The sequence below is a fragment of the Acinetobacter calcoaceticus ANC 3811 genome, assembly GCF_000399665.1.
Lineage (GTDB): Bacteria > Pseudomonadota > Gammaproteobacteria > Pseudomonadales > Moraxellaceae > Acinetobacter > Acinetobacter calcoaceticus_B.
The window spans coordinates 2,221,016-2,247,737 of the sequence record NZ_KB976986.1 but is presented as its reverse complement, the minus strand read 5'-3'; the positions used below and the strand labels follow the sequence as shown (position 1 = coordinate 2,247,737).

The 26,722-nt window shown below is 40.0% G+C and carries 26 protein-coding genes; 18 read left to right on the top strand and 8 right to left on the bottom strand.

Annotation, left to right across the window (positions count from 1 at the left end; translation table 11 throughout):
- Window positions 1-11: 11 nt before the first annotated feature.
- The 10 genes from nuoG to F935_RS11740 all read left to right on the top strand — a co-directional run bounded on the left by nuoG (window position 12) and on the right by F935_RS11740 (window position 11,235).
- A complete protein-coding gene (gene nuoG / locus F935_RS11785) occupies window positions 12-2,696 on the top strand; it encodes an NADH-quinone oxidoreductase subunit NuoG (protein WP_016139134.1) in 2,685 nt (894 codons plus the stop codon).
- Between the two features lie 3 nt (window positions 2,697-2,699).
- A complete protein-coding gene (gene nuoH / locus F935_RS11780; protein WP_004703499.1) occupies window positions 2,700-3,716 on the top strand; it encodes an NADH-quinone oxidoreductase subunit NuoH in 1,017 nt (338 codons plus the stop codon).
- A gap of 18 nt (window positions 3,717-3,734) precedes the next feature.
- Window positions 3,735-4,277 (top strand): NADH-quinone oxidoreductase subunit NuoI, encoded by a 543-nt coding sequence (gene nuoI / locus F935_RS11775; protein ID WP_016139133.1) that lies wholly within the window; start codon window positions 3,735-3,737, stop codon window positions 4,275-4,277.
- The gene (gene nuoJ / locus F935_RS11770) at window positions 4,277-4,795 is read left to right on the top strand and encodes an NADH-quinone oxidoreductase subunit J (RefSeq protein ID WP_171068139.1); all 519 of its coding nucleotides are present in this window, start codon (window positions 4,277-4,279) and stop codon (window positions 4,793-4,795) included. The genes nuoI and nuoJ overlap by 1 nt, the downstream gene beginning before the upstream one ends.
- Window positions 4,795-5,103 (top strand): NADH-quinone oxidoreductase subunit NuoK, encoded by a 309-nt coding sequence (nuoK, locus tag F935_RS11765; RefSeq protein WP_003653467.1) that lies wholly within the window; start codon window positions 4,795-4,797, stop codon window positions 5,101-5,103. The genes nuoJ and nuoK overlap by 1 nt, the downstream gene beginning before the upstream one ends.
- Entirely contained in the window at window positions 5,100-6,989 is a 1,890-nt protein-coding gene (gene nuoL, locus F935_RS11760; protein ID WP_016139131.1) for an NADH-quinone oxidoreductase subunit L, read from the top strand. Before nuoK ends, nuoL begins: the two co-directional genes overlap by 4 nt.
- 1 nt (window position 6,990) lies before the next feature.
- Window positions 6,991-8,589 carry an NADH-quinone oxidoreductase subunit M gene (gene nuoM / locus F935_RS11755; protein WP_016139130.1) on the top strand — a complete coding sequence of 533 codons (1,599 nt, stop codon included), beginning with the start codon at window positions 6,991-6,993 and terminating at the stop codon, window positions 8,587-8,589.
- A gap of 2 nt (window positions 8,590-8,591) precedes the next feature.
- Window positions 8,592-10,088, top strand: a complete 1,497-nt coding sequence (nuoN, locus tag F935_RS11750; protein WP_016139129.1) for an NADH-quinone oxidoreductase subunit NuoN — start codon at window positions 8,592-8,594, stop codon at window positions 10,086-10,088.
- Between the two features lie 100 nt (window positions 10,089-10,188).
- A complete protein-coding gene (upp, locus tag F935_RS11745) occupies window positions 10,189-10,824 on the top strand; it encodes a uracil phosphoribosyltransferase (RefSeq protein WP_016139128.1) in 636 nt (211 codons plus the stop codon).
- A gap of 117 nt (window positions 10,825-10,941) precedes the next feature.
- Entirely contained in the window at window positions 10,942-11,235 is a 294-nt protein-coding gene (locus F935_RS11740) for a cold shock domain-containing protein (RefSeq protein ID WP_016139127.1), read from the top strand.
- Window positions 11,236-11,440: 205 nt separating this feature from the next.
- On the opposite strand, the gene gigC is transcribed toward F935_RS11740, so the two are convergent.
- Window positions 11,441-12,325: a LysR family transcriptional regulator GigC gene (gene gigC, locus F935_RS11735; protein ID WP_016139126.1), complete on the bottom strand. Its 885-nt coding sequence runs from the start codon at window positions 12,323-12,325 to the stop codon at window positions 11,441-11,443.
- 86 nt (window positions 12,326-12,411) lie between these two features.
- Here gigC and F935_RS11730 point away from each other — a divergent pair, with 86 nt between their 5' ends.
- On the top strand, window positions 12,412-13,173 hold the full coding sequence (locus F935_RS11730; protein WP_016139125.1) for a ferredoxin--NADP reductase: 762 nt from the start codon (window positions 12,412-12,414) through the stop codon (window positions 13,171-13,173).
- A gap of 47 nt (window positions 13,174-13,220) precedes the next feature.
- On the opposite strand, the gene F935_RS11725 is transcribed toward F935_RS11730, so the two are convergent.
- Window positions 13,221-13,640 carry a hypothetical protein gene (locus F935_RS11725; protein WP_171068138.1) on the bottom strand — a complete coding sequence of 140 codons (420 nt, stop codon included), beginning with the start codon at window positions 13,638-13,640 and terminating at the stop codon, window positions 13,221-13,223.
- A 290-nt stretch (window positions 13,641-13,930) separates the two neighbouring features.
- Between F935_RS11725 and F935_RS11720 the strand changes: the two genes are divergently transcribed.
- From F935_RS11720 to F935_RS18515, 3 genes are all read left to right on the top strand, one after another.
- Window positions 13,931-14,164 (top strand): hypothetical protein, encoded by a 234-nt coding sequence (locus F935_RS11720; RefSeq protein ID WP_016139123.1) that lies wholly within the window; start codon window positions 13,931-13,933, stop codon window positions 14,162-14,164.
- Between the two features lie 220 nt (window positions 14,165-14,384).
- Window positions 14,385-16,055 carry a mechanosensitive ion channel gene (locus F935_RS11715; RefSeq protein ID WP_016139122.1) on the top strand — a complete coding sequence of 557 codons (1,671 nt, stop codon included), beginning with the start codon at window positions 14,385-14,387 and terminating at the stop codon, window positions 16,053-16,055.
- Between the two features lie 128 nt (window positions 16,056-16,183).
- On the top strand, window positions 16,184-16,354 hold the full coding sequence (locus tag F935_RS18515) for a hypothetical protein (RefSeq protein WP_004794296.1): 171 nt from the start codon (window positions 16,184-16,186) through the stop codon (window positions 16,352-16,354).
- Between the two features lies 1 nt (window position 16,355).
- Here the strand turns inward: F935_RS18515 and F935_RS11710 are convergent, their stop codons facing one another.
- From F935_RS11710 to F935_RS11690, 5 genes are all read right to left on the bottom strand, one after another.
- Window positions 16,356-17,555, bottom strand: coding sequence for a BaiN/RdsA family NAD(P)/FAD-dependent oxidoreductase (locus F935_RS11710; protein ID WP_016139121.1), 1,200 nt, complete (start codon window positions 17,553-17,555; stop codon window positions 16,356-16,358).
- Window positions 17,556-17,681: 126 nt separating this feature from the next.
- Entirely contained in the window at window positions 17,682-18,554 is an 873-nt protein-coding gene (locus tag F935_RS11705) for a 1-aminocyclopropane-1-carboxylate deaminase/D-cysteine desulfhydrase (protein WP_016139120.1), read from the bottom strand.
- Window positions 18,555-18,618: 64 nt separating this feature from the next.
- On the bottom strand, window positions 18,619-19,758 hold the full coding sequence (locus tag F935_RS11700; RefSeq protein ID WP_016139119.1) for an HlyD family secretion protein: 1,140 nt from the start codon (window positions 19,756-19,758) through the stop codon (window positions 18,619-18,621).
- Between the two features lie 40 nt (window positions 19,759-19,798).
- Window positions 19,799-21,442 (bottom strand): MFS transporter, encoded by a 1,644-nt coding sequence (locus F935_RS11695; protein WP_016139118.1) that lies wholly within the window; start codon window positions 21,440-21,442, stop codon window positions 19,799-19,801.
- On the bottom strand, window positions 21,439-22,008 hold the full coding sequence (locus tag F935_RS11690) for a TetR/AcrR family transcriptional regulator (RefSeq protein WP_016139117.1): 570 nt from the start codon (window positions 22,006-22,008) through the stop codon (window positions 21,439-21,441). Before F935_RS11690 ends, F935_RS11695 begins: the two co-directional genes overlap by 4 nt.
- A 178-nt stretch (window positions 22,009-22,186) precedes the next feature.
- Between F935_RS11690 and F935_RS11685 the strand changes: the two genes are divergently transcribed.
- From F935_RS11685 to F935_RS11675, 3 genes are all read left to right on the top strand, one after another.
- A complete protein-coding gene (locus F935_RS11685) occupies window positions 22,187-22,810 on the top strand; it encodes a LysE family translocator (RefSeq protein ID WP_016139116.1) in 624 nt (207 codons plus the stop codon).
- 162 nt (window positions 22,811-22,972) lie between these two features.
- Entirely contained in the window at window positions 22,973-23,161 is a 189-nt protein-coding gene (locus F935_RS18910; protein WP_003653431.1) for an NF038215 family lipoprotein, read from the top strand.
- Window positions 23,142-23,477: an EF-hand domain-containing protein gene (locus tag F935_RS11675; protein ID WP_016139115.1), complete on the top strand. Its 336-nt coding sequence runs from the start codon at window positions 23,142-23,144 to the stop codon at window positions 23,475-23,477. Before F935_RS18910 ends, F935_RS11675 begins: the two co-directional genes overlap by 20 nt.
- Before the next feature lie 108 nt (window positions 23,478-23,585).
- Here F935_RS11675 and metG read toward each other — a convergent pair whose 3' ends face one another.
- The gene (gene metG / locus F935_RS11670; RefSeq protein WP_016139114.1) at window positions 23,586-25,652 is read right to left on the bottom strand and encodes a methionine--tRNA ligase; all 2,067 of its coding nucleotides are present in this window, start codon (window positions 25,650-25,652) and stop codon (window positions 23,586-23,588) included.
- Between the two features lie 458 nt (window positions 25,653-26,110).
- On the opposite strand from metG, the gene F935_RS11665 reads away from it, so the two are divergent.
- Window positions 26,111-26,611, top strand: a complete 501-nt coding sequence (locus F935_RS11665) for a hypothetical protein (RefSeq protein ID WP_016139113.1) — start codon at window positions 26,111-26,113, stop codon at window positions 26,609-26,611.
- The last annotated feature ends 111 nt before the right edge of the window (window positions 26,612-26,722 follow it).

The window sequence follows — 26,722 nt, the reverse complement described above, 5'->3', positions numbered from 1 at the left end:
GGAATTCGACTATGGCTACAATTCATGTCGATGGAAAATCGTATGAAGTCAACGGCTCGGAAAACTTGCTACAAGCATGTTTGAGTCTGGGCATCGACATCCCATATTTTTGTTGGCATCCATCCTTAGGTTCGGTTGGTTCTTGCCGTCAATGTGCTGTTACGCAATATGCGAATCCAGAAGATACGCGTGGTCGTTTGGTCATGTCTTGCATGACACCAGCATCTGACAATACCTATATCTCAGTTGAAGACAAAGAAGCAACGGATTTCCGTGCATCTATTGTTGAATTTTTGATGACGAATCACCCGCATGACTGTCCAGTCTGTGAAGAGGGTGGTCACTGTCATTTACAAGATATGACTGTGATGACTGGTCATGACCGTCGTCGTTACCGCTTCACAAAACGTACGCATTACAATCAAGAACTCGGCTCATTCATTGCACATGAAATGAACCGCTGTATTGCTTGTTACCGTTGTGTTCGTTACTACAAAGATTATGCGGGCGGTACAGACTTTGGTGTGTATGCCAATGCATCTCGTGTTTACTTTGGTCGTCCAGAATCAGGTACTTTAGAATCTGAATTCTCGGGTAACTTGACTGAAGTATGTCCAACAGGTGTATTCACTGATAAGACTCATTCAGAGCGTTATAACCGTAAATGGGACATGCAGTATGCACCAAGCGTGTGTCAAGGCTGTTCTTCTGGTTGTAACATTTCTCCGGGTGAACGTTATGGTGAAATCCGTCGTGTAGAAAACCGTTTTAATGGTTCGGTTAACCAGTACTTCCTTTGTGATAAAGGTCGTTTTGGCACAGGTTATGTAAACCGTGCAGACCGTCCACGTCAGCCTCAGTTCCGTAACGGTGAAACTGTTGCAACTGTTTCTGTTGATCAAGCTTTAGATCAAACGATTGCAAAGCTTCAAGGCAAAAAAGTCTTGGGTATTGGTTCTCCACGCGCAAGCTTGGAATCGAACTACGCATTACGTGAGCTTGTAGGTCAGGAAAACTACTCAACTGGTGTTGCTCAAAAAGAGCAAAAACTTGTTGAGCTTGCTGCATCTATCATGCAAACCGAGGGTATTTACAACCCGAATATGCGTGAAATTGAAAGCTATGATGCTGTTCTGATTTTAGGTGAAGACCTAACTCAAACTGCTCCACGTATGGCATTGTCTGTTCGCCAAGCTGCGAAAAACAAAGCTCGTGAAATGGCTGCGAAAACACGTACTCCAGATTGGTTGGCTGAACCTTTACAACGTATTGGTCAAGAAGCAAAATCTCCGATCTATATCTTGGCTGCAACTCAAACTCGTCTTGCCGACGTTGCAACTGGTGAAGTTGTTGCTTCACCAAATGATATTGCACGTTTAGGCTTTGCCGTAGCAGCAGCAGTGAAAGGTGATGTATTAATTGGTCTGGATGACGATGCAAAAGCATTTGCTCAAACCATTGCTGACACTTTAAAAGCAGCAAACAAACCATTAATCATTGCGGGCACAAGTTTGCAAGATGCTTCTATTATGGAAGCTGCGGCTGAGTTGACTCAGAACTTAGGTTCTAAAGCTGGTTTAAGTCTTGTAGTTCCTGAAGTGAACTCTATGGGCTTGGCATTGTTTGGCGGCTTAAGCCTTGAACAAGCATTTGCTCAAGACTACGACACACTTGTTATTGTTGAAAATGACTTGTTCCGTCGTTTACCTGCTGCTCAAGTAAAAGCTGCACTAGATAAAGCTGAAACAGTAATCGTGCTTGATCACAGTGAAACTGAAACTGTGAAACAGGCTGATATCGTTCTTTCAGCAGCAAGCTTTGCAGAAGGTGACGGTACTGTTGTAAGCCAAGAAGGTCGTGCACAGCGCTTCTATCAAGTTTACGATCCAAGTTACTACAAGCCTGAATATGCAATTAAAGAATCATGGCGCTGGTTACATGCCATTGAAACTGGCATTAAAGGTAAGGCTGTAGATTGGACATTGCTTGATGATGTGATTGAAAGCATCGTGAAAAATGTACCAGTTCTTGAAGCAATTCAAGATGTGGCACCTGATGCAGGTTACCGTGTACATGGTTTGAAAATTGCGCGTGAACCACGCCGTTATTCAGGTCGTACATCAATGCGTGCGCCGTTATCAGTTCATGAACCGAAACAGCCTACCGATCCAGATTCAGCATTAACATTCTCAATGGAAGGTTATGTTGGTCCGCAAAAAGCATCCTCATTGGTACCCTTTGCGTGGGCTCCGGGCTGGAACTCTCCACAATCTTGGAACAAATACCAAGATGAAGTGGGTGGTCACTTAAAAGGTGGTGATTCGGGTGTTCGTTTATTCGATCGCTTGGCAAAACGTCCTGCACGTAGCTATGTTGCTCCAGTGCCTGTAGTTGCAAACACTGAAAGTTTCCGCTTAGTACCAATGCATCATATTTTTGGTTCTGGTGAATTCACTATTAAAACACCAGCAATGGAAACTCGTATTCCAGAAGCTATGTTTGCAGTGGGCGAACAAGATGCAACTCGTTTGAACCTTCAAGAAGGTCAACGCATTACAGTAAAAGCAGGCGAAACCACAGTGAGCTTGCCTGTACAAGTAATTGAATATTTACCTACAGGTTATATTGGTTACCCAGTTGGTTTAGCACCAATGGTGTCACTAGCTGAGCCTGTTTCAGTGGCTTTAGGAGTGTAATTCATGAATCAAGAAATTATACGTCAAACGCCACTTTGGGCTGAGAACTGGCCAATTGCCTACGCTGTAGTTCAAGCAGTTGTGATTTTGCTTGTTGTTGTTTTAGTTGCAGCGTTGATGTCTTTTATTGAACGTCGTTTACTTGCTTGGTGGCAAGACCGTTATGGTCCAAACCGTGTTGGTCCTGGTGGTATGTTCCAGATCGTTGCCGACATGCTCAAGATCATGTTCAAAGAAGACTGGACACCAAAATTTGCTGACAAACTTACATTCCGCTTAGCACCAGCTGTTGCAATGGCAACAGCGGTTCTTTCATTCATGGTAATCCCGGTGAGTCCTTCACTGGGTGTTGCCGATATGAGTATCGGTTTGTTGTTCTTCATGGCAATGGCTGGTATTGCAGTTTATGCAGTATTGTTTGGTGGCTGGGCTTCAAATAACAAATACTCATTGCTTGGTGGTTTACGTTCAGCTGCTCAAACCATTTCTTATGAAGTGTTTTTGGGTATTTCATTGATGGGTGTGGTTGCAATTGCAGGCTCATTTAACCTTCGTGAAATTGTTGAAGCACAACGTGATGTTTGGTTCGTCATTCCACAATTCTTAGGTTTCTTGATTTTTGTGGTTGCTGGTGTTGCGGTAACTCACCGTCATCCATTTGACCAACCAGAAGCAGAACAAGAATTGGCTGAAGGTTACCATGTTGAATATGGTGGTATGAAATGGGGTATGTTCTTCGTTGCTGAATATGTCAACGTGGTACTTATTTCTGCATTGATCGTAACTTTATTCTTCGGTGGCTGGTTAGCACCATTCAATTTAGAAATTCCATTTGTTCCGCCAGTATTCTGGTTTGTGATTAAAACAGCATTCTTTGTAATGATGTTTGTTTTGGCTCGTGGTTCTTTAATGCGTCCACGTTATGACCAAGTCATGAACTTTGGTTGGAAAATTTGTTTGCCATTGGCGTTGGTCAACTTGTTAGTGACTGGTGCTGTGATTCTGATGAATCAGGCCTAGGACAGCAGGGAGTACAAAATGTATAAATTTCTAGCTGGATTCGGATCGATTGTACGTTCGTTGTTTATGGTATTTAGCCATGTAACGCGTAAACGTGACACGATTTTATATCCAGAAGTACCGGCTGAACAGATTGTGCCGCCACGCTTTCGTGGTCGTATTGTGTTGACGCGTGACCCAGATGGGGAAGAGCGTTGTGTGGCATGTAACCTATGTGCGGTTGCGTGTCCAGTTGGCTGTATCTCATTGCAAAAAGCAGAAAAAGAAGATGGACGTTGGTATCCGGAATTTTTCCGTATTAACTTTTCACGTTGTATTTTCTGCGGTATGTGTGAAGAAGCTTGTCCAACAACTGCGATTCAGATGACACCAGATTTCGAGCTTGGTGAATATGTACGTCAAGACCTTGTTTATGAGAAAGAAAACTTACTCATTTCAGGTCCGGGAAAATATCCAGACTACAACTTCTACCGTGTAACGGGTATGGCGATTAACGGTAAAGAGAAAGGTCAAGCACAAAAAGAAAGTGCACCAATCGATGTACGGAGTCTATTACCATGATGTGGCCGTTTTATTTGATGGCACTCGTGGCCATCGTTTCTACGGTTCGTGTAGTGACTAACACGAACCCTGTACACGCTTTGCTTAGTCTTATTGTTTCATTGCTTGCTGTTGCTGGTATTTTCATGATCGTGGGGGCGCCTTTTGCAGGTGCTCTTGAAATCATCGTCTATGCCGGAGCAATTATGGTTCTGTTTGTCTTCGTTGTGATGATGCTTAACTTAGGTCAACACACCGTTGAACAAGAACGTAAATGGCTTTCTTCAGATGCTTGGGCATATCCAGCCCTAATGAGTTTCTTACTCGGCTTGCTTTTAGTTTGGATGCTTGGTGGTGAATACACCACAATTTCAGCACCACTTGGGGCACAAGTGATTGGACCAAAATTAGTTGGTCAAGCACTCTTTACTCACTATTTACTATTGGTTGAAGTTGCCGCGATGTTATTGCTAGCAGCCCTTGTTGCAGCATACCACTTAGGTAAACGTGAACCAGGTGCAGAAGAGGAAAAAGAATAATGGGCCAGATTCCTTTAGAACATGGTTTGATTGTTGCAACCATCCTTTTTGCACTCGGTTTTTACGGTGTAATGGTTCGACGCAACCTATTATTTATGTTAATGAGCCTTGAAGTCATGATGAATGCTGCTGCATTGGCATTTGTTCTTGCGGGTAGCGTATGGGCACAACCAGATGGACAAGTGATGTTCATTCTGATTTTGACCCTTGCAGCAGCAGAGGCATGTATCGGTCTTGCGATTGTCCTTCAGTTCTATCATCGCTTCCATCATTTGGATGTGGATGCTGCTAGTGAGATGCGCGGATGAGTTATTTATATCTAACAATATTATTTCCGCTAATCGGTTTTATTTTATTGGCGGCAGGACGAGACAAGCTCTCTGAAAATGTTGCAGCAATTATTGGTGTTGGTTCTGTAGGTTTATCTGCATTATTTGCTCTGATTGCTGGCATGGCATTTACCACGAGTGGTCAGCAAGTTTTTGTTCAAAACCTGTGGACATGGTTCAATGTTGGTGGTTTTGCGCCAGGCATTAGCTTACATTTAGATGGCTTATCTTTACTCATGATGGGCATGGTGACGGGTGTTGGTTTCTTAATCCACATCTTTGCATCATGGTACATGCGTGGTGAAGAGGGCTATGCGCGTTTCTTCTCTTATTTCAACCTGTTTGTTGCCAGCATGCTTGTGCTTGTATTGGGCGACAACTTAGCGTTGTTATTCTTAGGTTGGGAAGGCGTAGGTCTTTGCTCTTATTTGCTTATCGGTTTCTATTATGCAAACCCTGCAAATGGTTGGGCTGCGATCAAAGCATTTACAGTTACCCGCGTAGGTGACGTATTCTTACTTATCGCTTTATTCTTGCTTTACCAACAATTTGGTACGCTGAATACTCAGTATATCGTTGAACACGCAGCAGAAGTAATGACGAAGAGCTCGTCACTTACAATCTGGACTGCATTGATGTTGTTCTTAGGTGCTGCTGGTAAATCTGCTCAAATTCCATTGCAAACATGGTTAGCAGATGCAATGGCAGGTCCAACACCTGTTTCTGCATTAATCCATGCTGCGACAATGGTAACGGCTGGTGTGTATTTATGCTGTCGTCTATTTAGCGTATTCGAACTTGCGCCTGAAGTGATGCAATTCATTTCGGTAACAGGTGCTGTGACTTTGTTAGTTGCAGGTTTTGCTGCACTCGTTCAAACAGACATCAAACGTATTTTGGCTTACTCAACAATGAGTCAGTTGGGTTATATGTTTATGGCTGTAGGTGCGGAAGCTTATCAAGCTGGCTTGTTCCACATGTTGGCTCACGCATTCTTTAAGGCATTATTATTCTTGTCTTCTGGTGCAGTGATTCTGGCTTATCACCACGAGCAAAACATCTTCAAAATGGGTGGCTTGTTCAAACGTAACAAATTCCTATTTGCTTGTTTCGCGATTGGTGGTGGTGCATTAGCAGCGATTCCATTCTTGACCATTGGCTTCTTCTCTAAAGATGCGATTCTTGGTGAAGTTTGGGTACAAGGTCAATCAGTTGCTCTATATCACACCTTATATTGGGTGGGTGTAGCAGGTGCATTTCTGACTTCAATCTATACATTCCGTTTAATCTGGGTTGTATTCTTTGGTCAAGAAAACACGCCTTACCATGAAATTAAAGGTGCAACTTATTGGGCTCCATTAGGCATTTTAGCTGTACTGTCTACTTTTGTTGGTGCCGTATTAAAAGCACCTGTAGCTGGTATTCTTAATACTGCAAAAATTCCTGAATTCCATGTAGCTGAACAATTTGTTGAAGGCATGCATGGGGCAGAGCATTTAGCAGTAGGAATTGCGCTAGTTGGTCTAGTTGTTGGTATAGCATTATTCGCATTTGCTTATGGTGCAGTGAAATCATTCGCTCAAACAAGTTTGGGTTCAGGTTTGGCACATATTTGCCGTACCGCTTTTGGTTTTGATGCATTGTATGACATCGTTTTTGTTAAACCTTATTTATTCTTCGCCAAAATCTTTGGCCGTGACCCGATTGACAGTTTGTGGTTAGTTCTTCCTGCACTTGTGAAAGGCGGAAATAGTTTTACAAGCTCACGTCAAACCGGTTCATTGCGTGAATACGCATCAAGTATGTCACTCGGTGTAGTGGTGTTATTGATGATCTTGATCGTTATTCAGGTAGTGGGGAAATAAAATGGAAAACAATTTAATTTTACCCGCGCTGATTCTTGTTCCATTCATTGCTGGTTTTATTTGTTGGTTAGTCGATAAGCTTGACAAAACTTTGCCACGCTGGATTGCCTTAATTGGTATGCTCATTACTTTGGGCTTAGGTCTTGCACTTTGGCAAAGTGGAACTTATACCTATGAGATGGGCTCAAAAATCCCAACTTGGTCTGCTGAGTTCTATTTACCGTGGATTCAATCACTCGGTATCGGCATTCACCTTGCTGTGGATGGCTTATCTTTACTCATGGTTTTACTAACAGCGCTACTTGGTGTACTTGCTGTTGGTTGTTCATGGGGCGAAATTCAAAAGAACGTTGGTTTCTTCCACTTAAACCTCTTATGGAGTTTAGGTGGCGTTATCGGTGTATTCTTAGCGATTGACCTGTTCTTGTTCTTCTTCTTCTGGGAGATGATGCTTGTACCAATCTACTTCTTGATTGCGTTATGGGGTCATAAAGGTTCAAACGGTCGTTCACGTGTTTACGCAGCTACTAAGTTCTTCCTTTATACGCAAATTGCTGGTTTAGTGATGTTAATCGGTATTCTTGGTCTTGTAGTTTATGGCTACATGATGACTGGAATGATCGGTTTTGATTACAACTATTTATTAGCTGTAGCTAACCACTTACCTCCTAGCTTAGCGTATGGTTTCATGATCTGTTTCTTCATCGGTTTTGCGGTGAAGTTACCAGTATTCCCATTACACGGTTGGTTACCAGATGCGCATGCTCAAGCACCTACAGCAGGTTCTGTAGACTTAGCGGGTATCTTGATTAAAACAGCTGCGTATGGCTTGCTTCGTTTTGTTATTCCTTTCTTCCCAGCAGCTTCTGCTCAGTTTGCAGATATTGCGATTATTTTAGGTTTGATTGGTATTTTCTACGGCGCATGGTGTGCTTACCAGCAAACTGATATGAAACGTTTACTTGCGTATACGTCGATTTCACACATGGGCTTCGTATTACTAGCAATTTATGCAGGTAATATTTTGACCTTCCAAGGTCTAATGATCATGATGTTGGCACACGGTTTGTCATCAGCTGCATTGTTCATTATGTCTGGTCAAATCTACGAACGCTTACATACACGTGATTTACGTTTAATGGGTGGTCTTCGTGGCCAGCTTCAGTATTTGCCATTTTTCTTGATGTTCTTCGTGGCTGCTCTTGTAGGCGTGCCAGGTTTGGGTAACTTTATCGGTGAATTCCTGATTTTGATGGGTTCATTCAATAAATATCCTGTATTCACGATTCTTGCTTCTATCAGCCTTGTATTTGCAGGCTTATACGGCTTGATTTTGGTTCACCGTACTTTATTTGGTGAACCAAATCCTGAACAAAAGCAACACTACACTAGTCCACTAAAAGACTTATCTGCTCGTGAAGTTGGTATTTTGATGGTTTGTGCGATTGGTCTCGTTTGGCTTGGTATCTACCCACAAACATTCTTGGATGTATCTCATTCAAGCATGCAGTGGTTTGTCAATAGTTCTATGCCAGTTCAAGAAGTCGTTGAAACTGTTCAGCAAACAGCTACTCAACTTGACCATGTGGAGATCCAATAATCATGAACTTCACAGTATCACTTGCTACGCTTATGCCTTTAGCTCCGGTGATGATTGTTGCTTTGACAACAATCGTCGTCATGCTGTTAATTTCAATTAAGCGTAATCATAATTTAATCGCAACAGCTTCTGTTGTTGGTTTAAACCTCGCTGCACTTTATATTTTATTTGCAGTATTTGGCGGTAAGTTTGTACCGTCAAATGTGATGGGCATGTTTATGGTTGATCCATTTACCATGTTTTATCAATTTATGATTTTGATTGCGGCATTGGCTTGTTGTACTTTGTCTCACGCTTACATCGAAACCTATAAAGATAACCGCGAAGAACTCTATCTTTTGTTACTTGCTTCAGTAGCAGGTGCAATGTTGATGGTTGCAAGTTCTCACTATGCATCGTTCTTCATTAGCCTTGAGTTAATGTCGATCCCTGTATACGGCTTACTTGCTTATACTTATCAACGTAGTAGTTCACTTGAAGCTGGTATTAAATACCTTGTACTTTCAGCGACAGCTTCTGCAATGTTGTTAATGGGTATGGCATATATCTATGCATATACTGGTTCACTTTCATTCTATGATTCTGTACAGGCTTTATTTGGCGCAATCAAACAGCCAATGGTGTTATTAGGTTTAGCACTCATTATCTTTGCTGTTGCGTTTAAATTATCGCTTGCGCCGTTCCATAAATGGACACCAGATGTATATGCAGGTGCACCAGCACCAATGGCAACTTTTTTGGCGACCGCTGCTAAAGTTGCAACAATTGGTTTGTTCGTGCGCTACATGCTTGCTTCAGGCGCAATTATGGTGGATTCGTTAGTTACTATTTTGACAATCATTGCAGTATTGTCGATTTTAGTTGGTAACTTACTCGCTGTTCGCCAAGTTAACTTAAAACGTATTCTTGGTTATTCATCTATTGCTCATTTTGGTTATTTGTTAATTGCTTTAATTAGCATGACTTATGCGAGCTTGGGTAGCGTAACTGTATATGTGGTTTCTTACGTATTAACAACTATCGGTGCTTTTGGCGCGGTAGCGTTAATGTCTAGCCCATATAACAACGTAGATGAAGCACAAAGTCTTGCAGACTACCGTGGTTTGTTCTGGCGTCGTCCAGTACTTACAGCAACTTTAACAGTCATGATGTTATCTTTGGCTGGTATTCCATTAACAGCAGGCTTCATTGGTAAGTTCTTGGTGGTAATGGCTGCTGTAACAACTCAACACTGGTTCTTGGCTGCAATGATTATTGTGGGTAGTGGTATTGGTTTGTACTACTACTTACGTGTGATGGTTGTAATGTATATGACACCACCAGAAACTCCTCGTATTGATGCAGATGCTCATTGGGGTCAAAAAGTAGGTGGTTTAATGGTATTGGCTGCTGCTGCGTTAGTTATTATTTTGGGTGTTTATCCAGATCCACTGATTAATTTGGCATTAAAAGCAGAAATTTTATCTCCATTACATTTCATGCTTTCACAACAACACTAATTCTAGTGTACAAAAAAGCCTCCAAATCTGGAGGCTTTTTTTTATTGAGCATTAAAAAAAGTTTATAATAAATACGTTTATATATTTTTAGGTAACATCTGTGGCCATTCAAGAAATTCGTCACCCACTTATTCGTCATAAATTAGGTTTGTTACGTCGTTCTGACATCAGTACTAAGAATTTCCGTGAGCTTGCTCAGGAAGTGACTATGTTGTTGACTTATGAAGCAACAAAAGATTTACCAGTTGTGGATTGTGAAATTAATGGATGGGCTGGAACAGTTGCTACGCAGCGTATTGCTGGTAAAAAAATAACGATTGTACCGATTTTACGTGCAGGCATTGGTATGCTGGATGGCGTGCTTAATTTGATTCCAAGTGCAAAAGTGAGTGTATTAGGTCTCGAACGTAATGAAGAAACACTAGAAGTTCGTACTTATTATAAAAAACTAGTTCCAGATGTCGCTAATCGTCTTGCAATGATTATCGATCCAATGTTGGCAACAGGTAACTCATTAGTTGCTGCCATTGATGTGTTAAAGGCAAGTGGCTGTAAAGATATACGTGTTATGGTATTAGTTGCTGCTCCGGAAGGTGTTGCTAAAGTTGAAGCAGCTCATCCAGATGTACAGATTTATACAGCATCTATTGATAACGGCTTAAATGAACAAGGCTATATTGTTCCTGGCTTAGGTGATGCGGGCGATAAAATTTTTGGTAGTGTCCAAAAAGACTAATTTTTGAAATAACGATAAAAAGAGACTTAATCAAACCGTAAAGTTTTGAGGGCGGATTGAAAGTCTCTTTTTAATTTTCTGCTGTAATATCAGTATTGAAAAAGTAAGGTAAAGATCATGAAGCAAGAGTTTTATACCGGAAAAGTTAAACAATATGATCCTGAAAAAGGATTTGGTTTTATTGGAACGGCTGAAGGAGATATTTTCTTTCATATTTCGGATTTTCCTGCATCAGAAGGGGAACCGAAAAGAAATGAAAAAGTGAAATTTCTTGCTGTAGATAATCAGGGGAAATTTAAGGCTATTAAGATTGAGCGTATCGATCCTAATCCGTCTAAAACCAAAAAAACTCAAATCACCGATCATAATAAAGCGATTACGTCAGAGTTGTTATCACATTTCCGACGTTAATCATGTTCTCAATCTTCAAAGCTAGCTTGGTGTCGAGTTTAGCTAAGAGCGGCAGAGAAGATTCTTGATGGCGTGAAGAACGAGTAAGTAATATAAATTAAGGGAGGTGTAAGCTTCCCTTAATTGTCTTAAGTAATAAATAATAAAATGAAAAGAATGGTGAGCCTTGTGAAAATGACTCAAGATGGTATTAGAAGATCAGGTCTTAAACTTGATCTTCACAGAATTGTAAGAATGCTTTGAGGCCAGGACCTTGGTATTTCTGACGGTGTACCAACATGTAAAGTGGGCGAGTAAGTTGCCAGAATGGTGTTTCTAAAATAACGAGTTGTCCTTTTTCAATTAAAGGTTCAATAGCGAGTTTAGAGATACAAGACATTCCTAAACCACCAGCAACTATTTTCAAGATTGCTTCATTGTGACCTAGGGTTAGGCGAATATTAGCGTCTGGGAGGTCTTGCAAAATAGCATTATCAAACACTTCACGAGTTCCCGAACCTTCTTCACGTAAAATCCATTCAACTTGATAAAAATCATGTGCTGTTAAAGGTCGATTTAAACGTGCTAAAGGGTGATTAGGGGAGCAGCATACAGCAAGCTCGTCATCTCGCCAGTGAATACATTGAAGTTGAGGCAGGTGACACGAGCCTTCAATTAATGCCAAATCAAGCTGAAACTGATTGACTGCTTCAATCATTTGGCGTGTGTTGCCCACCTGTAATTGCAGGTGCGCTTTAGGGTGATACTGTAAAAAGTTCGCCATTAAATCTGGCATGAGATAATCACTGATCGTTAGAGTTGCCCCAATACGTAAATCAATGCTTTGTAACTCACCTTTTGCAGCTTGCTCAAAAGCTTCACAGCGACCTAATATTTCTAGCGCTTGAGGCAATAGAAAGCGACCAAGGTCATTGAGTTGTAGTCGTTTACCTAAACGATCAAATAGAGGAGCACCAAGACCATCCTCTAAATCGGCTAAAGCCATACTTGCTGCACTTTGCGTCAGTCTGACCGCTTCACTGGCTTTGGTGACAGTTCCTTCTTGAGCGACTGCTACAAAAACAGCCAACTGGCGTAATGTCATGCGCATGTTTAAAAAGCCTTAACGTTTAAAAGTATTCATTATTTCGACTGTCATGCTAACATGAGCGCACTATTTCATGCCACGTTGAAATCATGTCAATTGAAAAATTTAGCGTAGAAAAAGTTTTATCTGTACACCGCTGGACCCCAACTCTTTTTAGTTTCACCATGACTCGCCCTGCACATTTTAAATTTACTGCTGGGCAATTTGCGCGTATTGGACTGAAAGTTGGGGATGAACTTGTTGTTCGTGCCTATTCGGTGGTGTCTTCTCCATTTGATGAAACGCTAGAATTTTTCTCGATTGTGGTCCCAGATGGTGCATTTACCTCAAATCTTCAACATTTGAAGGTAGGTGATGAGCTTTACTTAGAAAAAATACCTTATGGTTATCTTACTTTAGCTCGTTATCAGCAGCCTTTACCGCATGATTTATGGTTATTAGCAACGGGTACTGGTTTAGCACCTTTTTTGTCGATGCTGCAAGACTTCGATACATGGTCTAAATATCAAAAAATCAATTTGGTCTACAGTGTTCGTACCGCCGCTGAATTAGCTTATGTAGATCGTATTCAAGAGATTGCTGAAAGTTTTGGGGAAGGGCACGTCGGTTTTAAATTTATTTCAATTATCACTCGTGATCCATCAGCACAATTGCATGACCGTTTGCCGGTTTTGATTGAGAACGGTGAATTAGAAAAAGTTGCTGGTATAGAGCTGAGTCCTGCAACAAGCCATGTCATGCTTTGTGGAAATCCAGAAATGGTAGATGACACGAAAGAGGCTTTAAAACGCCGTGGTTTGACGATGAATCGTCGAGGTGAGGGAAATATTGCAGTAGAAAATTACTGGTAACAAACGACAATTAAAAGAACTTTAAAATTATTTTATGGATATGTTTATTAATGGACAAACATATCCATAAATTCACGAATTTCGGAAATAGCACTGTCTACATCGCTTGAAAGCCAAGTTGGTTCAAAAAGACCTGCATAATGTTCTAAACGGTCTTGGGGAACAACTAAGCGAACAGGACAGTCTTCTTCAAGTAAACGCCAAGGTAAAATCGGAACTTCATTGTCCAGAAAAATATTGATATTACGAATATCAACAATCATGGCATTAATGCAGTCAGGAAAAGGCATCACTGAAAATTCTTCAGTACGACGACGAAAATACTCTAGATCACCCCATTTGAGTTCATAACTTGGCTTATTAAATTCAATAATACCAATGAGATGTTCATCTCTCGTCTGGTGTAAATAACATTGATGTGTGACGTCAGTGTCGAGATCAAGAGTTACGTTTTGCTGACGATACATCATAAAATAGAGCAGCTTTAAAACAAGGGGGCTTATTATAGCCTATTTTATAAAAAGTAAGCGCTAAAACATATTGTATTACAAATGGGACATAGAAGAAGTTGGTAAATAACGAGAAATTATTTTTAATTGTCTAAATTAATGTGTGCAAATTTTATACTGTTTTTATTATTTTAAAAGTAGAGTTTTGCAATCACAGACACCTTCGAATAATGCTTTTTCACACAATGCAACAAAGCAAATTGCTATGATGAATATAAAGTTAATGATAATAGAAGAGGGGAAAGAAGATGCATGACTTTTCAAAACCACCTCATGTGACGAGTCCTGAAGAAACTGCGAAAAAAAGAAGACTGCCAGTTTATATTTTAATTATTGTTGGGCTTTTTCTTCTTGCACTTATTGTCTATATGGTTGCTGACCACAACCAGACTCCTAAACAAGAGGGAGCTTTTCAAAATGAGACCACACCACATGTAATTAAGGGTAGTTCTGATTTGAATTTAAAGACCTATATAGGGTAATGAGCCAATCAGTTTATCTTGATATCAAGCCTTTAGGTGTAAACCTGAAGGCTTTTTTGCAACCTTTTGCATCAATTTGTTGTATTTATGCAGAAGTGTGTTGATTAGAAAATATTCAAAACATAATGTGAGATAGACCGCATTCATTGTCATTTTTACAACGAATGGTGTTTCCTAGAGATAACACTGAAAAGAACATAACAATTGAGGACATAACAATATGAATGAATTTTTTAATGGGCCTCGCGGCGCTCAATTTGATGCGATGTATTACTGGGATCAGTTTCATCCTATTCTGGCTGCAATAGTGATTTTATTGGTTGGTTGGATAATTGCATTATTGGTAGCAGCAGGTGTGAAAAAGCTTCTACAAAAAGTAAATACCAATGCCAAACTATCTTCAGCTACTGGCCGAACGCCAAATATTGAGGGCCTGATCTCCAAGGTTGTATTCTGGTTTATTTTGATTTTAGCTGTTGTCGCGGCTCTAAATGTGCTCAACATTAGTGGAGTGAGTGGTCCATTTAGCAATATGGTGAATCAGGTACTGGTCTACATTCCAAATATTATTGCTGCTGTGGTGGTGGGTTTTATTGGTTGGATCGTTGCTCGACTGGTGCGGGCAGGCATTACCAATGTTTTATCCAGAACCCAACTTGACGATAAATTAAGTAATGAAGTGGGTGTAGGTGGAATTAGCCAAAACATTGGCGAGATTCTTTACTGGCTTGTATTGTTACTTTTCCTTCCGATTGTTCTTTCAATATTAGGATTAACAGGCTTACTCATTCCAGTTCAAAATATGGTAAATGATGCCGTAGCTTTCTTACCAAATATCTTTATTGCAGGCGTTATCGTTTTTGTTGGTTATATCTTGGCAAAAATTGTACGCGGTATTGTTGAAGGTCTAGTAAATAGCTTAGGTGTTCAAGCTCAAGCGGAAAAAATTGGTCTTTTCAAAAGTTCTAATGTAGGCAAATTCTTAGGTTCATTTGTTTTTGCCATCATCATCATTACCACATTAATTGTAGCGTTCGAAGCTTTAGGGATTGAGACAATTTCTCAGCCAGCGACAGCAATGTTGAATGAAATCTTGCAAGCCATTCCAAACATTATTGCGGCTGGTTTAATTTTACTGGTTGCCTATATTGTTTCTCGCTTTGTTGGGCGTTTGGTTGCAGAGTTAATTGCTGGAACTGGTGTTGATGAAATTCCTGCCAAATTAGATGTACAACGCTTTTTAGGCCAAACTAAAGTTTCTAGTGCTGTCGGGTGCCTAATCGTATTCTTTACTATGCTTTTTGCAGTATCTGAAGCAGCAGATCGTCTTGGTTTCGACCAAATCAGTGGTCTAATTGCAATGTTTATCCATTTCGGTGCAAACATTCTTTTGGGTGCTGTAATTCTAGTGATTGGTTTCTGGCTAGCGAATGTTGTAGCGAATGTAGTTCAACGTGGTGAATATAATAGCTCGCGTTGGTTAGCTAGTTTAGTTCGTGTTTTAATTATTGGTCTTGTACTTGCGCTTGGTCTAAGAGCGATGGGTATTGCGGATTCAATTGTTAACCTTGCATTTGGTTTGACTCTAGGCGCGGTTGCCGTGGCTTTCGCTCTTGCATTTGGTTTAGGTGGTCGTCAACCAGCAGAACGACTTTTAACTGATTTGCTTGATAAAGCTAAAAAAGAAGCGAATCAACCCAATCCTCTTTATCAACCACCTTCTAGTACGAGTAGTTCAGCTCCAAGTACGTCAACAACTACATCTATGCCAACAACTCCACCATCAACAGCTCCATCTGATGCAAAACCAGCAGATTCTGTACAGGTGAATCCAGCGCACCCTCCTGTAAATAAACCGTTTGGTTCTACAGGCGAAAATGATGAAATTTAAGGGAATTAAATTAAATTTCAGATAAACAGTACAAAAAATCTTTGATTTTTGTGATAAGTTCGACCACTCTATATTGAGTGGTCGTTCTTTTTTGGCCGTTATAAAAACAAATAAGTGAGGAAAATACGATGAAGAAACCAGGTCGTTTTTTAGCACCGATTGTCATTGCCGGAATTACGGTGGGTTTTTTAGCAAGTGCTTATAAATTTGTATTTAGTAAGTCGGAAAGCTCAAAACAGACTACTTCTCAGCCACAAGATTCATCGAACGCATCAAGTAGTTCGAAAAACTCAAATTAGCTTATACATATTGGGCAGCAGCATAGGCAGAAGACCATGCCCACTGGAAGTTGTAGCCCCCCAAGTGGCCAGTGACATCAAGCACTTCTCCAACAAAAAACAGTCCTTTCTGCTTTTTACTTTCCATGGTCTTAGAAGATACTTCTGTTGTATCTATTCCGCCTAAAGTAACTTCAGCGGTACGATATCCTTCTGTTCCAGACGGTTTAACTGTAAAGCCATGTATCTGCTCGGCAATATGGTCTAGCTGTGCATCACTGATATTGCCAATCGCTATTTCGCTCTGTTCTGACCAGATGAGTTGTTGTAACTCTTGGATAATACTTTTGGCAGTAAACTCATTAAGAAGGGTACGTAATAAAACTTTCGGTTGTGCTTTCTTTTTATCTTTTAAATAAGTCGCTAAATCTTGGCTAGGGAAGAAATCAATTTTAAAACTTTCTCCTGAATTCCAATAGTTTGAAAGCTGCAAAGAACTTGGTCCACTTAAGCCACGATGTGTAAATAATAACGCTTCAGTAAAGCTATTTTTTGAGTTGCTTAACGTCACATCCAAAGCATTACCACTTAAGCGTGTGGTCACTTCTTTAATGTGATCTGAAAAAGTAAATGGAACTAAACCTGCACGCGTTGGGAAAACTTGATGTCCAAATTTTTGTGCCATTTCATAGCCAAAACCAGAACCGCCTAATGTTGGAATCGATAAGCCTCCAGTGGCAATAACTAAAGAATCACAAGTGTAATGTCCTTGATTGGTGTTTAGTGAAAATCCACCTTTTTCCAATGGCGTAATTTGGCCAACTTCACAATGGGTTTGAATATCTACATTTTTAGTTTTATTACACTCATTCACAAGCATTTCTAAAATTTCTTTAGCGCCGTTTAGCGTAAATAATTGCCCATGTTTACGTTCTTCATAGGCAATTTTATAATCACACACCAAACCGATAAAGTCCCAGTTGCTATAGCGTGACAAGGCAGAAATAACGAAGTGTGGATTATGAGAAATATAGTTATCAGGTTCGACATACAGATTGGTAAAGTTACACTTACCGCCACCTGACATTAAAATCTTTTTACCAATTTTATTGGCTTTTTCTAAAATTAAAACCGAGCGCCCGCGTTTAGCAGCATGTGCAGCCAACATGAGTCCAGAAGCGCCTGCACCTAAGACAATGACATCGACATGACTGTTAGACATAAGAGATTCTCGATTAATCTTGAAAATTTAAAAGGGGCATATACTATCATGCCGAGCCTTAGGCGTGCTAAAGACATTTATCACGGTAGAGAACGACCCGGCTTAAAAATGAGTAAGTGATTGATATTATTTATTTCTTATATCTGCCTGTAACCCACCAGAATGAATTGCCAGAATACGTGTTCTTTCAGGAAAGTAATTGTTTTTGATAAGGTCAAACAGACCGAACATCATTTTTCCCGTATAGATCGGTTCAAGGGGTACCGCATGTTGCTCTTCGAAATTTTCTATAAATGCCAATAACTCAGGTGAAGTTTTCGCATAACCCCCGCAGCAATAAGCATCTGTCAGCGACCAATTCTGTTTTTTAGTCCACTGCTGAATCTCTTGTTGTAGAAAGTCGCCCTTCAATGCTGAAAATCCTAGAACCTTTTGATGCGGTGCGCTTCGTTCAATCAGCCCTGAAATCGTTCCTCCAGTTCCAACTGCACAGCAAATCACATCATAGTTTTGCAAATCACTTTGACTGAGAATTTCCTGACATCCTTGAACTGCTAGCTCGTTAGAACCACCTTCAGGAATAATGAAAGTTTCAGGAAATTGATTGTGTAATTGTTGAAGGTAGTTTACGTCATCTCTCAAACGATATTCAGTGCGCGAGACAAAATGTAAATGCATTCCTAAACTTTGAGCTTTGGCTAAGGTTGGGTTAAGAGGCTGGGTTGCTAATTCTTCCCCACGAATAATGCCTACACTTTTAAAGCCAAAAAGATGAGCTGCATAGGCAGTTGCTGCAATATGATTTGAATAAGCCCCGCCAAAAGTCAAAACGCCTGATAACGCTTGTTGTTTTGCTGCAAGCAGATTGTATTTTAGTTTGAAAAACTTATTACCCGAGATTTGAGGGTGAATTAAGTCTAACCGCTTAATGTCGAGATGCAGGGGATAGGGTAGTTGAATATGTTGATAAGGAACTGATTGAGTAATGTGATCAAACATTAGAAATTGAGAAAATAATGATTGATCACATTGTAGCTTTTTAAATAGAACTTTAAAAAGCTGTTTACGAATTTGTATCAACAGAAGTAACCACTGACATGCCAGGGCGTAAATGTTCCATTCCTTCCTGATTTGGATCAATGGTGATACGTACGGCAATTCGTTGCACAACTTTAGTAAAGTTACCTGTCGCATTGTCAGGTTTTAACACACTGAACTCGGAACCCGCAGCAGGCGAGATCTGCTCAACATGTCCTGTAAATTTTTTGTGTTTCATGGCATCGACTGTAAACCATGCTTTTTGCCCAATTCGCATATTGGCAATTTGGGTTTCTTTAAAATTGGCAATCACCCAAGTTTGCTGCGGAATAAGGTAAAGTAACTGTGAGCCTGCTGCCACATATTGCCCAACACGAGGGTTAACTTCACCAAGTTGGCCATCCATCGGAGCAACAATAACGCTATAGTCTTTAGTGGTTTGTGCTTGGTCTAACTGTGCTTTAGCACTTGAAACTTGTGCTTCTAAACCAGCTTCTGCAACTTGTGCTGTTTTAAGTGCTTCATTTGCAACTAACACATTGGCTTCGGCCTGCTTCAGTGCTGCAAGGTTATTTTCAGCATCTGCTGCGGCTTTATCTTGCTCAGATTTAGAAGCTGCGCCACTATTTCCTAGCTGTTGATAGCGCTTGAGCTGTGCTAAAGAAAGTTCGTATTGAGCTCTTGCCTGATCTACTTTGGCTTGAGCTGCCACAATGTCAGCTTGTTTTTGAGCAATGGATTGAGTTTGATTGGCTAAAGTATTTTTAGCTTGCTCAACGCCAGAAGCTGCTTGAGTTACTTTTTGATCATAAGTAGTTGCATCAATATGCATGAGCACTTGACCCTTTTTGACATGATCAAAGTCTTTAACGACTACATCTTTAACGTAACCATTAATTTGTGACGATAAAATTGTGGTTTTACCTTTGACATAACTATTGTCAGTTTGCTGAACACTGGTTGCAAAAGGTCCGATTCTCCACGCCCATAAAATTACTAAAATACCGACAATAAGAACACCTAACATCCATAATAGAGTTGAGCGTTTTGTCGGAATCAGTTTACTTGCAGGTGCAGGTGCAGGTGCAGGTGCAGGTGCAGGTGTTGGCTCGTTGGCAGCTGCCTGAGCAGGTGTTTTTTCCGGTTTGTTTTGATCATCTGACATATATCAATCTCAATTTCTATTTCATCAAATACGAAAGCCATTAAGGACGGCTAATTCCTCTGCGTTGTAGATATTTACTACGTGCAATATTAAATCCACCCCATAAGAGTAGGGCGACGGCAAAAATACCGTTTAAAGCAATAACATCATTGTAGGCACGCACTTGGGCTTCACGAGTGACCACTTGATTAAGCGAGCGCATGGATTGAGCTGTTTGTAATACTGGGTCAGTAGTGGTGATGGATGCACTGCGTTGATAGGTAGAGAGCCTTTGAGCAACTAGAGGGTCCGCTTGTTCTAAATCTTTAATAATCTCTGCCTGATAGTTTTGCGTACGATGTTGTTGATAGGTCGAGAAAAAAGAAGACCCAACAAGACCACCGAAAGTTTGGGTCGCAGAAAATAATACGATAAAGGTCACTACGTAAGATGGGCCTTTAGCAAGCGTTTGCGCAAAGCCAATCAGAAGCAATGGACCAATAAATAGGCCACCAGCAAAACCGACTAAAAACTGACTTGCAAAGAAATTCACAGGTCGAACATCACTGGTTAAGTGGTAATCTAGCCCACAGGCAACCAGAATTAAGAATTCTGCAAAAAGTAAGTGAAAGATAATTCGTTCGCGTGAAAAGGTAAGTGCACTAAAAAGTGTTCCGCTTAAAATCCCGACTAATATGACAACATAAAGTGGCACAAATTGGTCTGGACCCATTCCCATTGTTTTTAAAAAGTTAACAGCAGCATAGCTTTGTTCAGACATTAAAAGTCGGATGGCAAAAGCACCGAAAATGAAACGTAGAGTCGAAGAAGCACCTAACCAACGTGTCATAATTAATGGATTGGCACGATAGTGTTCATAGAGCAAACCTAAAACAACTAAGCTAAAACCTGCAATTAAGACGTAAGCAAGCCATTCGCTATTAAACCACCATAAAATTGGGCCTTGCGTGAGCACAATACACAAGCAGGCAAAACCTGGAGCCAATAAGGCAAAGGTAAAGAAATCTTGCTTCTCAAAAACATAAATTCTTAAGCTACGTGGTAATTTCAATGAAACCACCATCGCTAAACAACAAAGTGCTAAACCAAGTTCAAAGGTGTAAAGAACAGACCAACTGTCTGTACTGACAAGAAATGGAGAAATAATCCAAGCCAACGGTACGCCAAGTTGCTGAAAGCCGAAGGCGATATATATTCCTTTTGCCATGTCTGCTTTTTTAAAGGCTTGCATGGTGTAATACATACCTAAAGAGCTGAGTGGTGCACCAGCCAAACCCGCCACAACCCGAGCGAATAGGGCCATTTCATAGGTATGTACAAAAATATGCAAAACCAGCACGGCAATAAAAATAACGAGCCCTATTTCTGAAAATACTCTCAGACCATATTGCTGTCTGGCTTTAAATAAAATCAGGTTTGAACTGACATTTGCCATGACATAGGCCGCAGGCAGCCAAGCAGCTTCGGAAGGCGTCAGGCCATATTCGCCTTGGATTAAGGGTAAATTTGCCGTAATAAAACCATTACTTAAGCTTGCCGATAGCGCGATGAATAAACCAATAAAAAAGTAAATAAACCGCTTAGGTACAGAATGCGCAATAGCTGCTGGTGAACCAGGTAGAGTCGGTTGCTCTTCTGGTGTCCAGTCGGGTGGTGTTTCTAAATAACGAGGCGTTTTACTCATTCTATCCCTCGAATTTTTTGTATTTGAATACCATGAAATAGTAATTCAATTGCTCGTTTTGCTAAGCGAGTCTGTTCTTCTGGCTCATGTCCTTGAAATGAAGAACCCAACATTGCAGTGACCATTGCATAGTCATCGGCAGTGAAATCAGCTCGGCACAATTTTTGTTCTATCGCATTTTCAATCAGTGGGTTAAGTGCATTATTTCGCCGTTCATAAATTTTTAACATAATTGGGTCTTGTCGATCAATGACTCTCCAAAAATCTTGCAAAATTGCGAGTTTAGGAAGTTGCCCAATATGTCCTTCAATTAAACGAAATAAACCGTCCTCGAATTGTTGAAAATGAGCTGCTTTTTGCTCTAACTGTGTAATCGCATGTTCTAAAAGCGCGCTAATTAAAGCCTTGCGATCACCAAAGTTACGATAAAACGTTGCTCGGCCAACACCAGCGTGGTCAATCACAACTTGTAAAGGGACATTAATGCCATGAATACGAAAACATTCTTCGGCTGCATTGAGTAATTCATCCCGATTATGGGCAGCAATTTTTTGACGTTTACTCATGTCATCGATTGGGGAGTTTCAAAGGTTATATATTTAACGGACATTTTTGTCCGTTGTGAAGATATAAATTGTAAAAACATGAAAATTCAATTTTCATTATTTATATCTTCTGCATTTTTATATGCGTCATAAAAAGCTGCTAGAATACCGCGCAATTGCGTGATGCTAGGTCAATACAATGTTTGAGTCCCTTATTCCTCTTTTTTCAATTGCGATGGCATTGATGCTTGGAGCAATAAGTCCTGGGCCAAGCTTTATTTATGTAGCGCAAAATTCAATTTCTAAATCACGTAAACATGGTTTGTTTACAGCATTAGGGACGGGGACAGGCGCAGCTCTGTTTGGCCTATTAGCTGTTATGGGGTTACAAGCAGTTTTATTGGCAGTGCCTTCTGCATATTTGATTTTAAAAATCGGTGGTGGGCTTTATTTACTATGGCTTGCTTTTAAAATTATTAAACATGCCAAAGAACCAATTGCAGTTGAAAACGATGCAAAATCGAAAATGACTTATAAACAAGCATATCGATATGGTTTGATTACTCAGTTAAGTAATCCGAAAATTGCAGTCGTTCTAGCGAGTGTATTTACTGCTTTGTTGCCAAAAGAAATCCCAAATTATTACTACGTCGCATTACCAGTGATTTGTTTTATGATTGATGCTGGTTGGTACTCATGTGTGGCAATGCTGTTATCTTCAGAGAAGCCTAGAACAATGTACTTAAAAGCAAAAACTGGCGTTGACCGAGTTGCTGGAAGTATTGTGAGTTTATTAGGCTTAAAGTTAATTTTCTTCAAATAATAAGTCTTTAATTACAATATCTAAAAAATCCAAAGCCAGCTATTTATAGTCTGGCTTTATTTTTGCGTAAAATATATACAAATTGAAATATCTTTTTTAGCACTTAAACACTTTAAAAGTGGTAACTTAATAAATAAAACAAAAAGAAATGAGGATCACGCTATGAAAAAACTAATGGTGAGCATTTCTGTAGTTTTTCTCATCTTAACTACAGGATGTGAGATGAGAACGATGAGCAAGCAACCACCGGCAAATGAGCGGACCATGAGTATTGTTGGTACTCCTGTTCATGAAAAGGATTACAAAATTTCCGATATACAAGCGAATAATCATGAGCAATCTAACTATTAAGTTACTTGCTGGATGTGCAACTTACTGTATTTTGAATATGGTAAGTGCATGTGAACCTGCTTCTTTAGATTGGGAGCTTTTTCAGGAAAAATATGATTTAAATCATGATGGCATGTACAGCCTAAAAGAATTTCAACGTGTTGAAGATTTCTATCCTTACAACTGGCCGAGCGATAAACGTTTTCAAGGTGAAAACAAGCAAACAGAGCTATTTCATTATCTAGATGAAAATAAGAATGGTTATTTAACAAATGAGGAGTTAGGAAACATACATGTTTTATTTAATAATCCTTGTGAAGGGTGGCCGTGGTCATAATTTGAAAGCACTCGCTTTCTAAATTTATTTAATACTTTGATTCACTCAGTTCTGATATTTATAAAATAAAAAAGCTTCCAATTTAGGAAGCTTTTTTATTAAGGCTGATTATGAAACTTTATCGCCTGGTTTCGCGCCGGTATCTGGAGAAATAATGAAAATACCTTCACCATTTCCAGCAGCAAGTACCATTCCGTTTGAAATACCGAAACGCATTTTACGTGGCGCAAGGTTAGCAACCATAATGACCAATTTGCCTTTTAAGTCTTCTGGTGCGTATTGGCTACGAATACCACTGAATACATTACGTGGTTCAGCTTCGCCAACGTCTAAAGTAAGTTGAAGTAATTTATCCGAACCTTCCACAGTACCTGCTTCAACGACCTGAGCAACACGCAAGTCAACTTTTAAGAAATCTTCAATACCAATGATTTCTGCTTCACCTACTGCTGGAGCAGGAGCTGCTTTTTTCTCAGCAGATTTGTCCTTTTTCGCCGTTGCTTTAGTTGCTTCTGGAGCAGGAGTACCTAAAGACTCTTTAGATGCATCAACCATTGCAGCAACAGCTTTTGGATCAACACGTTGCATGAGCGGTTGGAACTGCGCAATTTCATGGCTTACAAGAATTTGTTTACGTGACTCGAAATTAAAGCTTTCAAGTTTTAAGAAACCTTGAACTTGCTCCGCCAAAGTTGGAAGAACAGGAGCTAAGTACACCGCTAATTGACGGAACAAGTTGATACCGACTGAGCACACATCAAGAACTTGTTGCTCTTGACCTTCTTGTTTAGCAAGAGCCCATGGTTTTTTCTCGTCAATATATTGGTTTGCACGGTCAGCAAGCGCCATAATTTCACGAATAGCCATTGAGAATTCACGTGCTTCATATGCGCTAGCGATTGAATCGCCTGCATCAATAAAGCTTTGTACCAATTCAGGTTCTGCGCATTCAGCAGATAAAGTATTGTTGAAGCTACTATTGATAAATTTAGCGCAACGGCTAGCAATATTGACGACTTTACCAACTAAGTCAGAGTTTACTTTTTGAATAAAATCATCAAGATTTAAATCAGAGTCTTCAACTTTATCTGAAAGTTTAGATGCAAAGTAGTAACGTAAATATTCTGGGTTTAAATGCTGTAAATAAGTCTCTGCTTTAATAAAAGTACCGCGAGACTTAGACATTTTTTGTCCGTTCACAGTTAAGAAACCATTTACAAAAAGACCAGTTGGAGTGCGATAGTTTGCGCCATCTAACATTGCAGGCCAGAACAAGGCATGGAAATAAACAATGTCTTTACCAATGAAATGGTAAACATCGTTTTGGCTGTCTTTTTTCCAGAAATCATCAAAGTTTAAATCTGGACGTTTAGTTTTGATGTAGTTTTCAAAACTAGACATATAACCGATAGGTGCATCTACCCAAACATAGAAGTATTTATTTGGTGCATCTGGAATTTCAAAACCAAAATATGGCGCGTCACGAGAAATATCCCAATCTGCTAAACCAGATTCAAACCATTCATCAAGTTTGTTTGCAATTGAAACAGGTAAGCGACCTTCATCACGGGTCCATTTCTGTAAATATTCAGCAAAGTTCGGTAATTTAAAGAAATAGTGATCTGAAGATTTTTCAACTGGTGTTGCGCCACTTAACGTTGAACGTGGGTTAAGTAACTCAGTTGCATTATAAGTTGTACCGCAAACTTCACATGAGTCGCCGTATTGGTCTTCTGACTTACATTTTGGGCATGTACCTTTAATGAAACGGTCAGACAAGAACATGCCTTTTTCTGGGTCAAATAATTGAGTTACAGGACGAACTGCAATATTTCCAGCTTCACGGTTTTTAATATAGATATCTGTTGAACGTGCTTTATTGGCATCGCTATGAGTTGAATCATAGTGATCGAAATGTACACCGAAGCCATCAAAATCACGAATATGTTCTTTTTGAACATTCGCAATTTGCTCTTCTGGGCTAATACCGTTTGCCTCAGCACGTAGCATGATGGCAGTACCATGAGCATCATCCGCACATACATAAGTCACATCATGACCCATTGCCCGCATGGCACGAACCCAGATATCTGCCTGGATGTAACCGAGTAAATGACCCATATGAATTGGACCATTAGCGTAAGGAAGGGCATTAGTGACTAAAATTTTACGCACGGATTTCATTCTCTCATTCGTATTTATAAGGTGGAAGATTTTAACTGATGAGCGAGGATAAGCAAAGGTTAATAATCTTTGTCCAAGTGCAAGGCGAGAGCTGTGCTTGAGTGGTGGGATAAGCAAAAGTTAATAATCTTTGTCCGACTGCAAGACGAGAGCTAAGCTTGAGTGGTGGGATAAGCAAAGGTTAATAATCTTTGCCCGAGCGCAAGACGAGAGCTGTGCTTGAGTGGCGGGATAATAATCTTTGTTGGGTAACAATGAGTATTTGTAAAAATCGGTTTTTAATGGGGAAGTTATTTCTCTTTAGAACAGATAAACAAATCGAAAAATATTTGAATCTTCCTGTATTGTCTTTGTTTCAAATTGCAGTTACGGTCAGAAAACAAGCCATAACGATGTATAACTAATAACTTATTCAGGTAATTTTTTAATTAACTACGAGGATAACAACGATGACTACTGAAAATAAATTAGATGATTTAAAGGCAAAAGCGGCAGATGCAAAAGTTCAAGGTGAAAAAGCTTTGGATGATTTAAAAGAAACCGTAAAAGCTAAACAAGCTGCGGGTAAAGAAGCTGTTGAAGATACAGTAGACGAATTAAAGGCAAAAGCGGCAGATGCAAAAGCTCAAGGCGAAAAAGCTTTGGATGATTTAAAGGAAAATGTAAAAGAGAAACAAGCTGCTGGTAAAGAGGCGGTTGAAGATAAAGCAAGTGATTTGAAAGGCAAACTTGAAGATGCTCAGCACACTCTGCAAGACAAGTTCGATCATTTACGTACTGAGGCAAGCCATAAACTTGATGATGCCAAAGCTAAGGCAGCAGAGCTAAAAGATGAGGCTGCAACAAAATTTGATGAGTTAAAAACTCAAGCAACAGCAAAATTTGACGAGTTGAAGAAAACAGCAACTGATAAGTTAAATAAATTGAAAAACCATGATTCTGCTGAATAAGCTGATCTAAACTAAAATCCGCACTCCTGACCTAAAAGATGAGATTGTAAGTGAGTAATTATTCATCCCAAGGTGAGCGAGTGCGGACCAATACTGTTACACTATCTCCAT

What these genes read in the sequence shown, in the direction of transcription:
- nuoG (WP_016139134.1), top strand. Translation starts at nt 12, where the DNA reads ATGGCTACAATTCATGTCGATGGAAAATCGTATGAAGTCAACGGCTCG.
- nuoH (WP_004703499.1), top strand. Translation starts at nt 2,700, where the DNA reads ATGAATCAAGAAATTATACGTCAAACGCCACTTTGGGCTGAGAACTGG.
- nuoI (WP_016139133.1), top strand. Translation starts at nt 3,735, where the DNA reads ATGTATAAATTTCTAGCTGGATTCGGATCGATTGTACGTTCGTTGTTT.
- nuoJ (WP_171068139.1), top strand. Translation starts at nt 4,277, where the DNA reads ATGTGGCCGTTTTATTTGATGGCACTCGTGGCCATCGTTTCTACGGTT.
- nuoK (WP_003653467.1), top strand. Translation starts at nt 4,795, where the DNA reads ATGGGCCAGATTCCTTTAGAACATGGTTTGATTGTTGCAACCATCCTT.
- nuoL (WP_016139131.1), top strand. Translation starts at nt 5,100, where the DNA reads ATGAGTTATTTATATCTAACAATATTATTTCCGCTAATCGGTTTTATT.
- nuoM (WP_016139130.1), top strand. Translation starts at nt 6,991, where the DNA reads ATGGAAAACAATTTAATTTTACCCGCGCTGATTCTTGTTCCATTCATT.
- nuoN (WP_016139129.1), top strand. Translation starts at nt 8,592, where the DNA reads ATGAACTTCACAGTATCACTTGCTACGCTTATGCCTTTAGCTCCGGTG.
- F935_RS11740 (WP_016139127.1), top strand. Translation starts at nt 10,942, where the DNA reads ATGAAGCAAGAGTTTTATACCGGAAAAGTTAAACAATATGATCCTGAA.
- gigC (WP_016139126.1), bottom strand. Translation starts at nt 12,325, where the DNA reads ATGCGCATGACATTACGCCAGTTGGCTGTTTTTGTAGCAGTCGCTCAA.
- F935_RS11730 (WP_016139125.1), top strand. Translation starts at nt 12,412, where the DNA reads ATGTCAATTGAAAAATTTAGCGTAGAAAAAGTTTTATCTGTACACCGC.
- F935_RS11725 (WP_171068138.1), bottom strand. Translation starts at nt 13,640, where the DNA reads ATGTATCGTCAGCAAAACGTAACTCTTGATCTCGACACTGACGTCACA.
- F935_RS11720 (WP_016139123.1), top strand. Translation starts at nt 13,931, where the DNA reads ATGCATGACTTTTCAAAACCACCTCATGTGACGAGTCCTGAAGAAACT.
- F935_RS11715 (WP_016139122.1), top strand. Translation starts at nt 14,385, where the DNA reads ATGAATGAATTTTTTAATGGGCCTCGCGGCGCTCAATTTGATGCGATG.
- F935_RS18515 (WP_004794296.1), top strand. Translation starts at nt 16,184, where the DNA reads ATGAAGAAACCAGGTCGTTTTTTAGCACCGATTGTCATTGCCGGAATT.
- F935_RS11710 (WP_016139121.1), bottom strand. Translation starts at nt 17,555, where the DNA reads ATGTCTAACAGTCATGTCGATGTCATTGTCTTAGGTGCAGGCGCTTCT.
- F935_RS11705 (WP_016139120.1), bottom strand. Translation starts at nt 18,554, where the DNA reads ATGTTTGATCACATTACTCAATCAGTTCCTTATCAACATATTCAACTA.
- F935_RS11700 (WP_016139119.1), bottom strand. Translation starts at nt 19,758, where the DNA reads ATGTCAGATGATCAAAACAAACCGGAAAAAACACCTGCTCAGGCAGCT.
- F935_RS11695 (WP_016139118.1), bottom strand. Translation starts at nt 21,442, where the DNA reads ATGAGTAAAACGCCTCGTTATTTAGAAACACCACCCGACTGGACACCA.
- F935_RS11690 (WP_016139117.1), bottom strand. Translation starts at nt 22,008, where the DNA reads ATGAGTAAACGTCAAAAAATTGCTGCCCATAATCGGGATGAATTACTC.
- F935_RS11685 (WP_016139116.1), top strand. Translation starts at nt 22,187, where the DNA reads ATGTTTGAGTCCCTTATTCCTCTTTTTTCAATTGCGATGGCATTGATG.
- F935_RS18910 (WP_003653431.1), top strand. Translation starts at nt 22,973, where the DNA reads ATGAAAAAACTAATGGTGAGCATTTCTGTAGTTTTTCTCATCTTAACT.
- F935_RS11675 (WP_016139115.1), top strand. Translation starts at nt 23,142, where the DNA reads ATGAGCAATCTAACTATTAAGTTACTTGCTGGATGTGCAACTTACTGT.
- F935_RS11665 (WP_016139113.1), top strand. Translation starts at nt 26,111, where the DNA reads ATGACTACTGAAAATAAATTAGATGATTTAAAGGCAAAAGCGGCAGAT.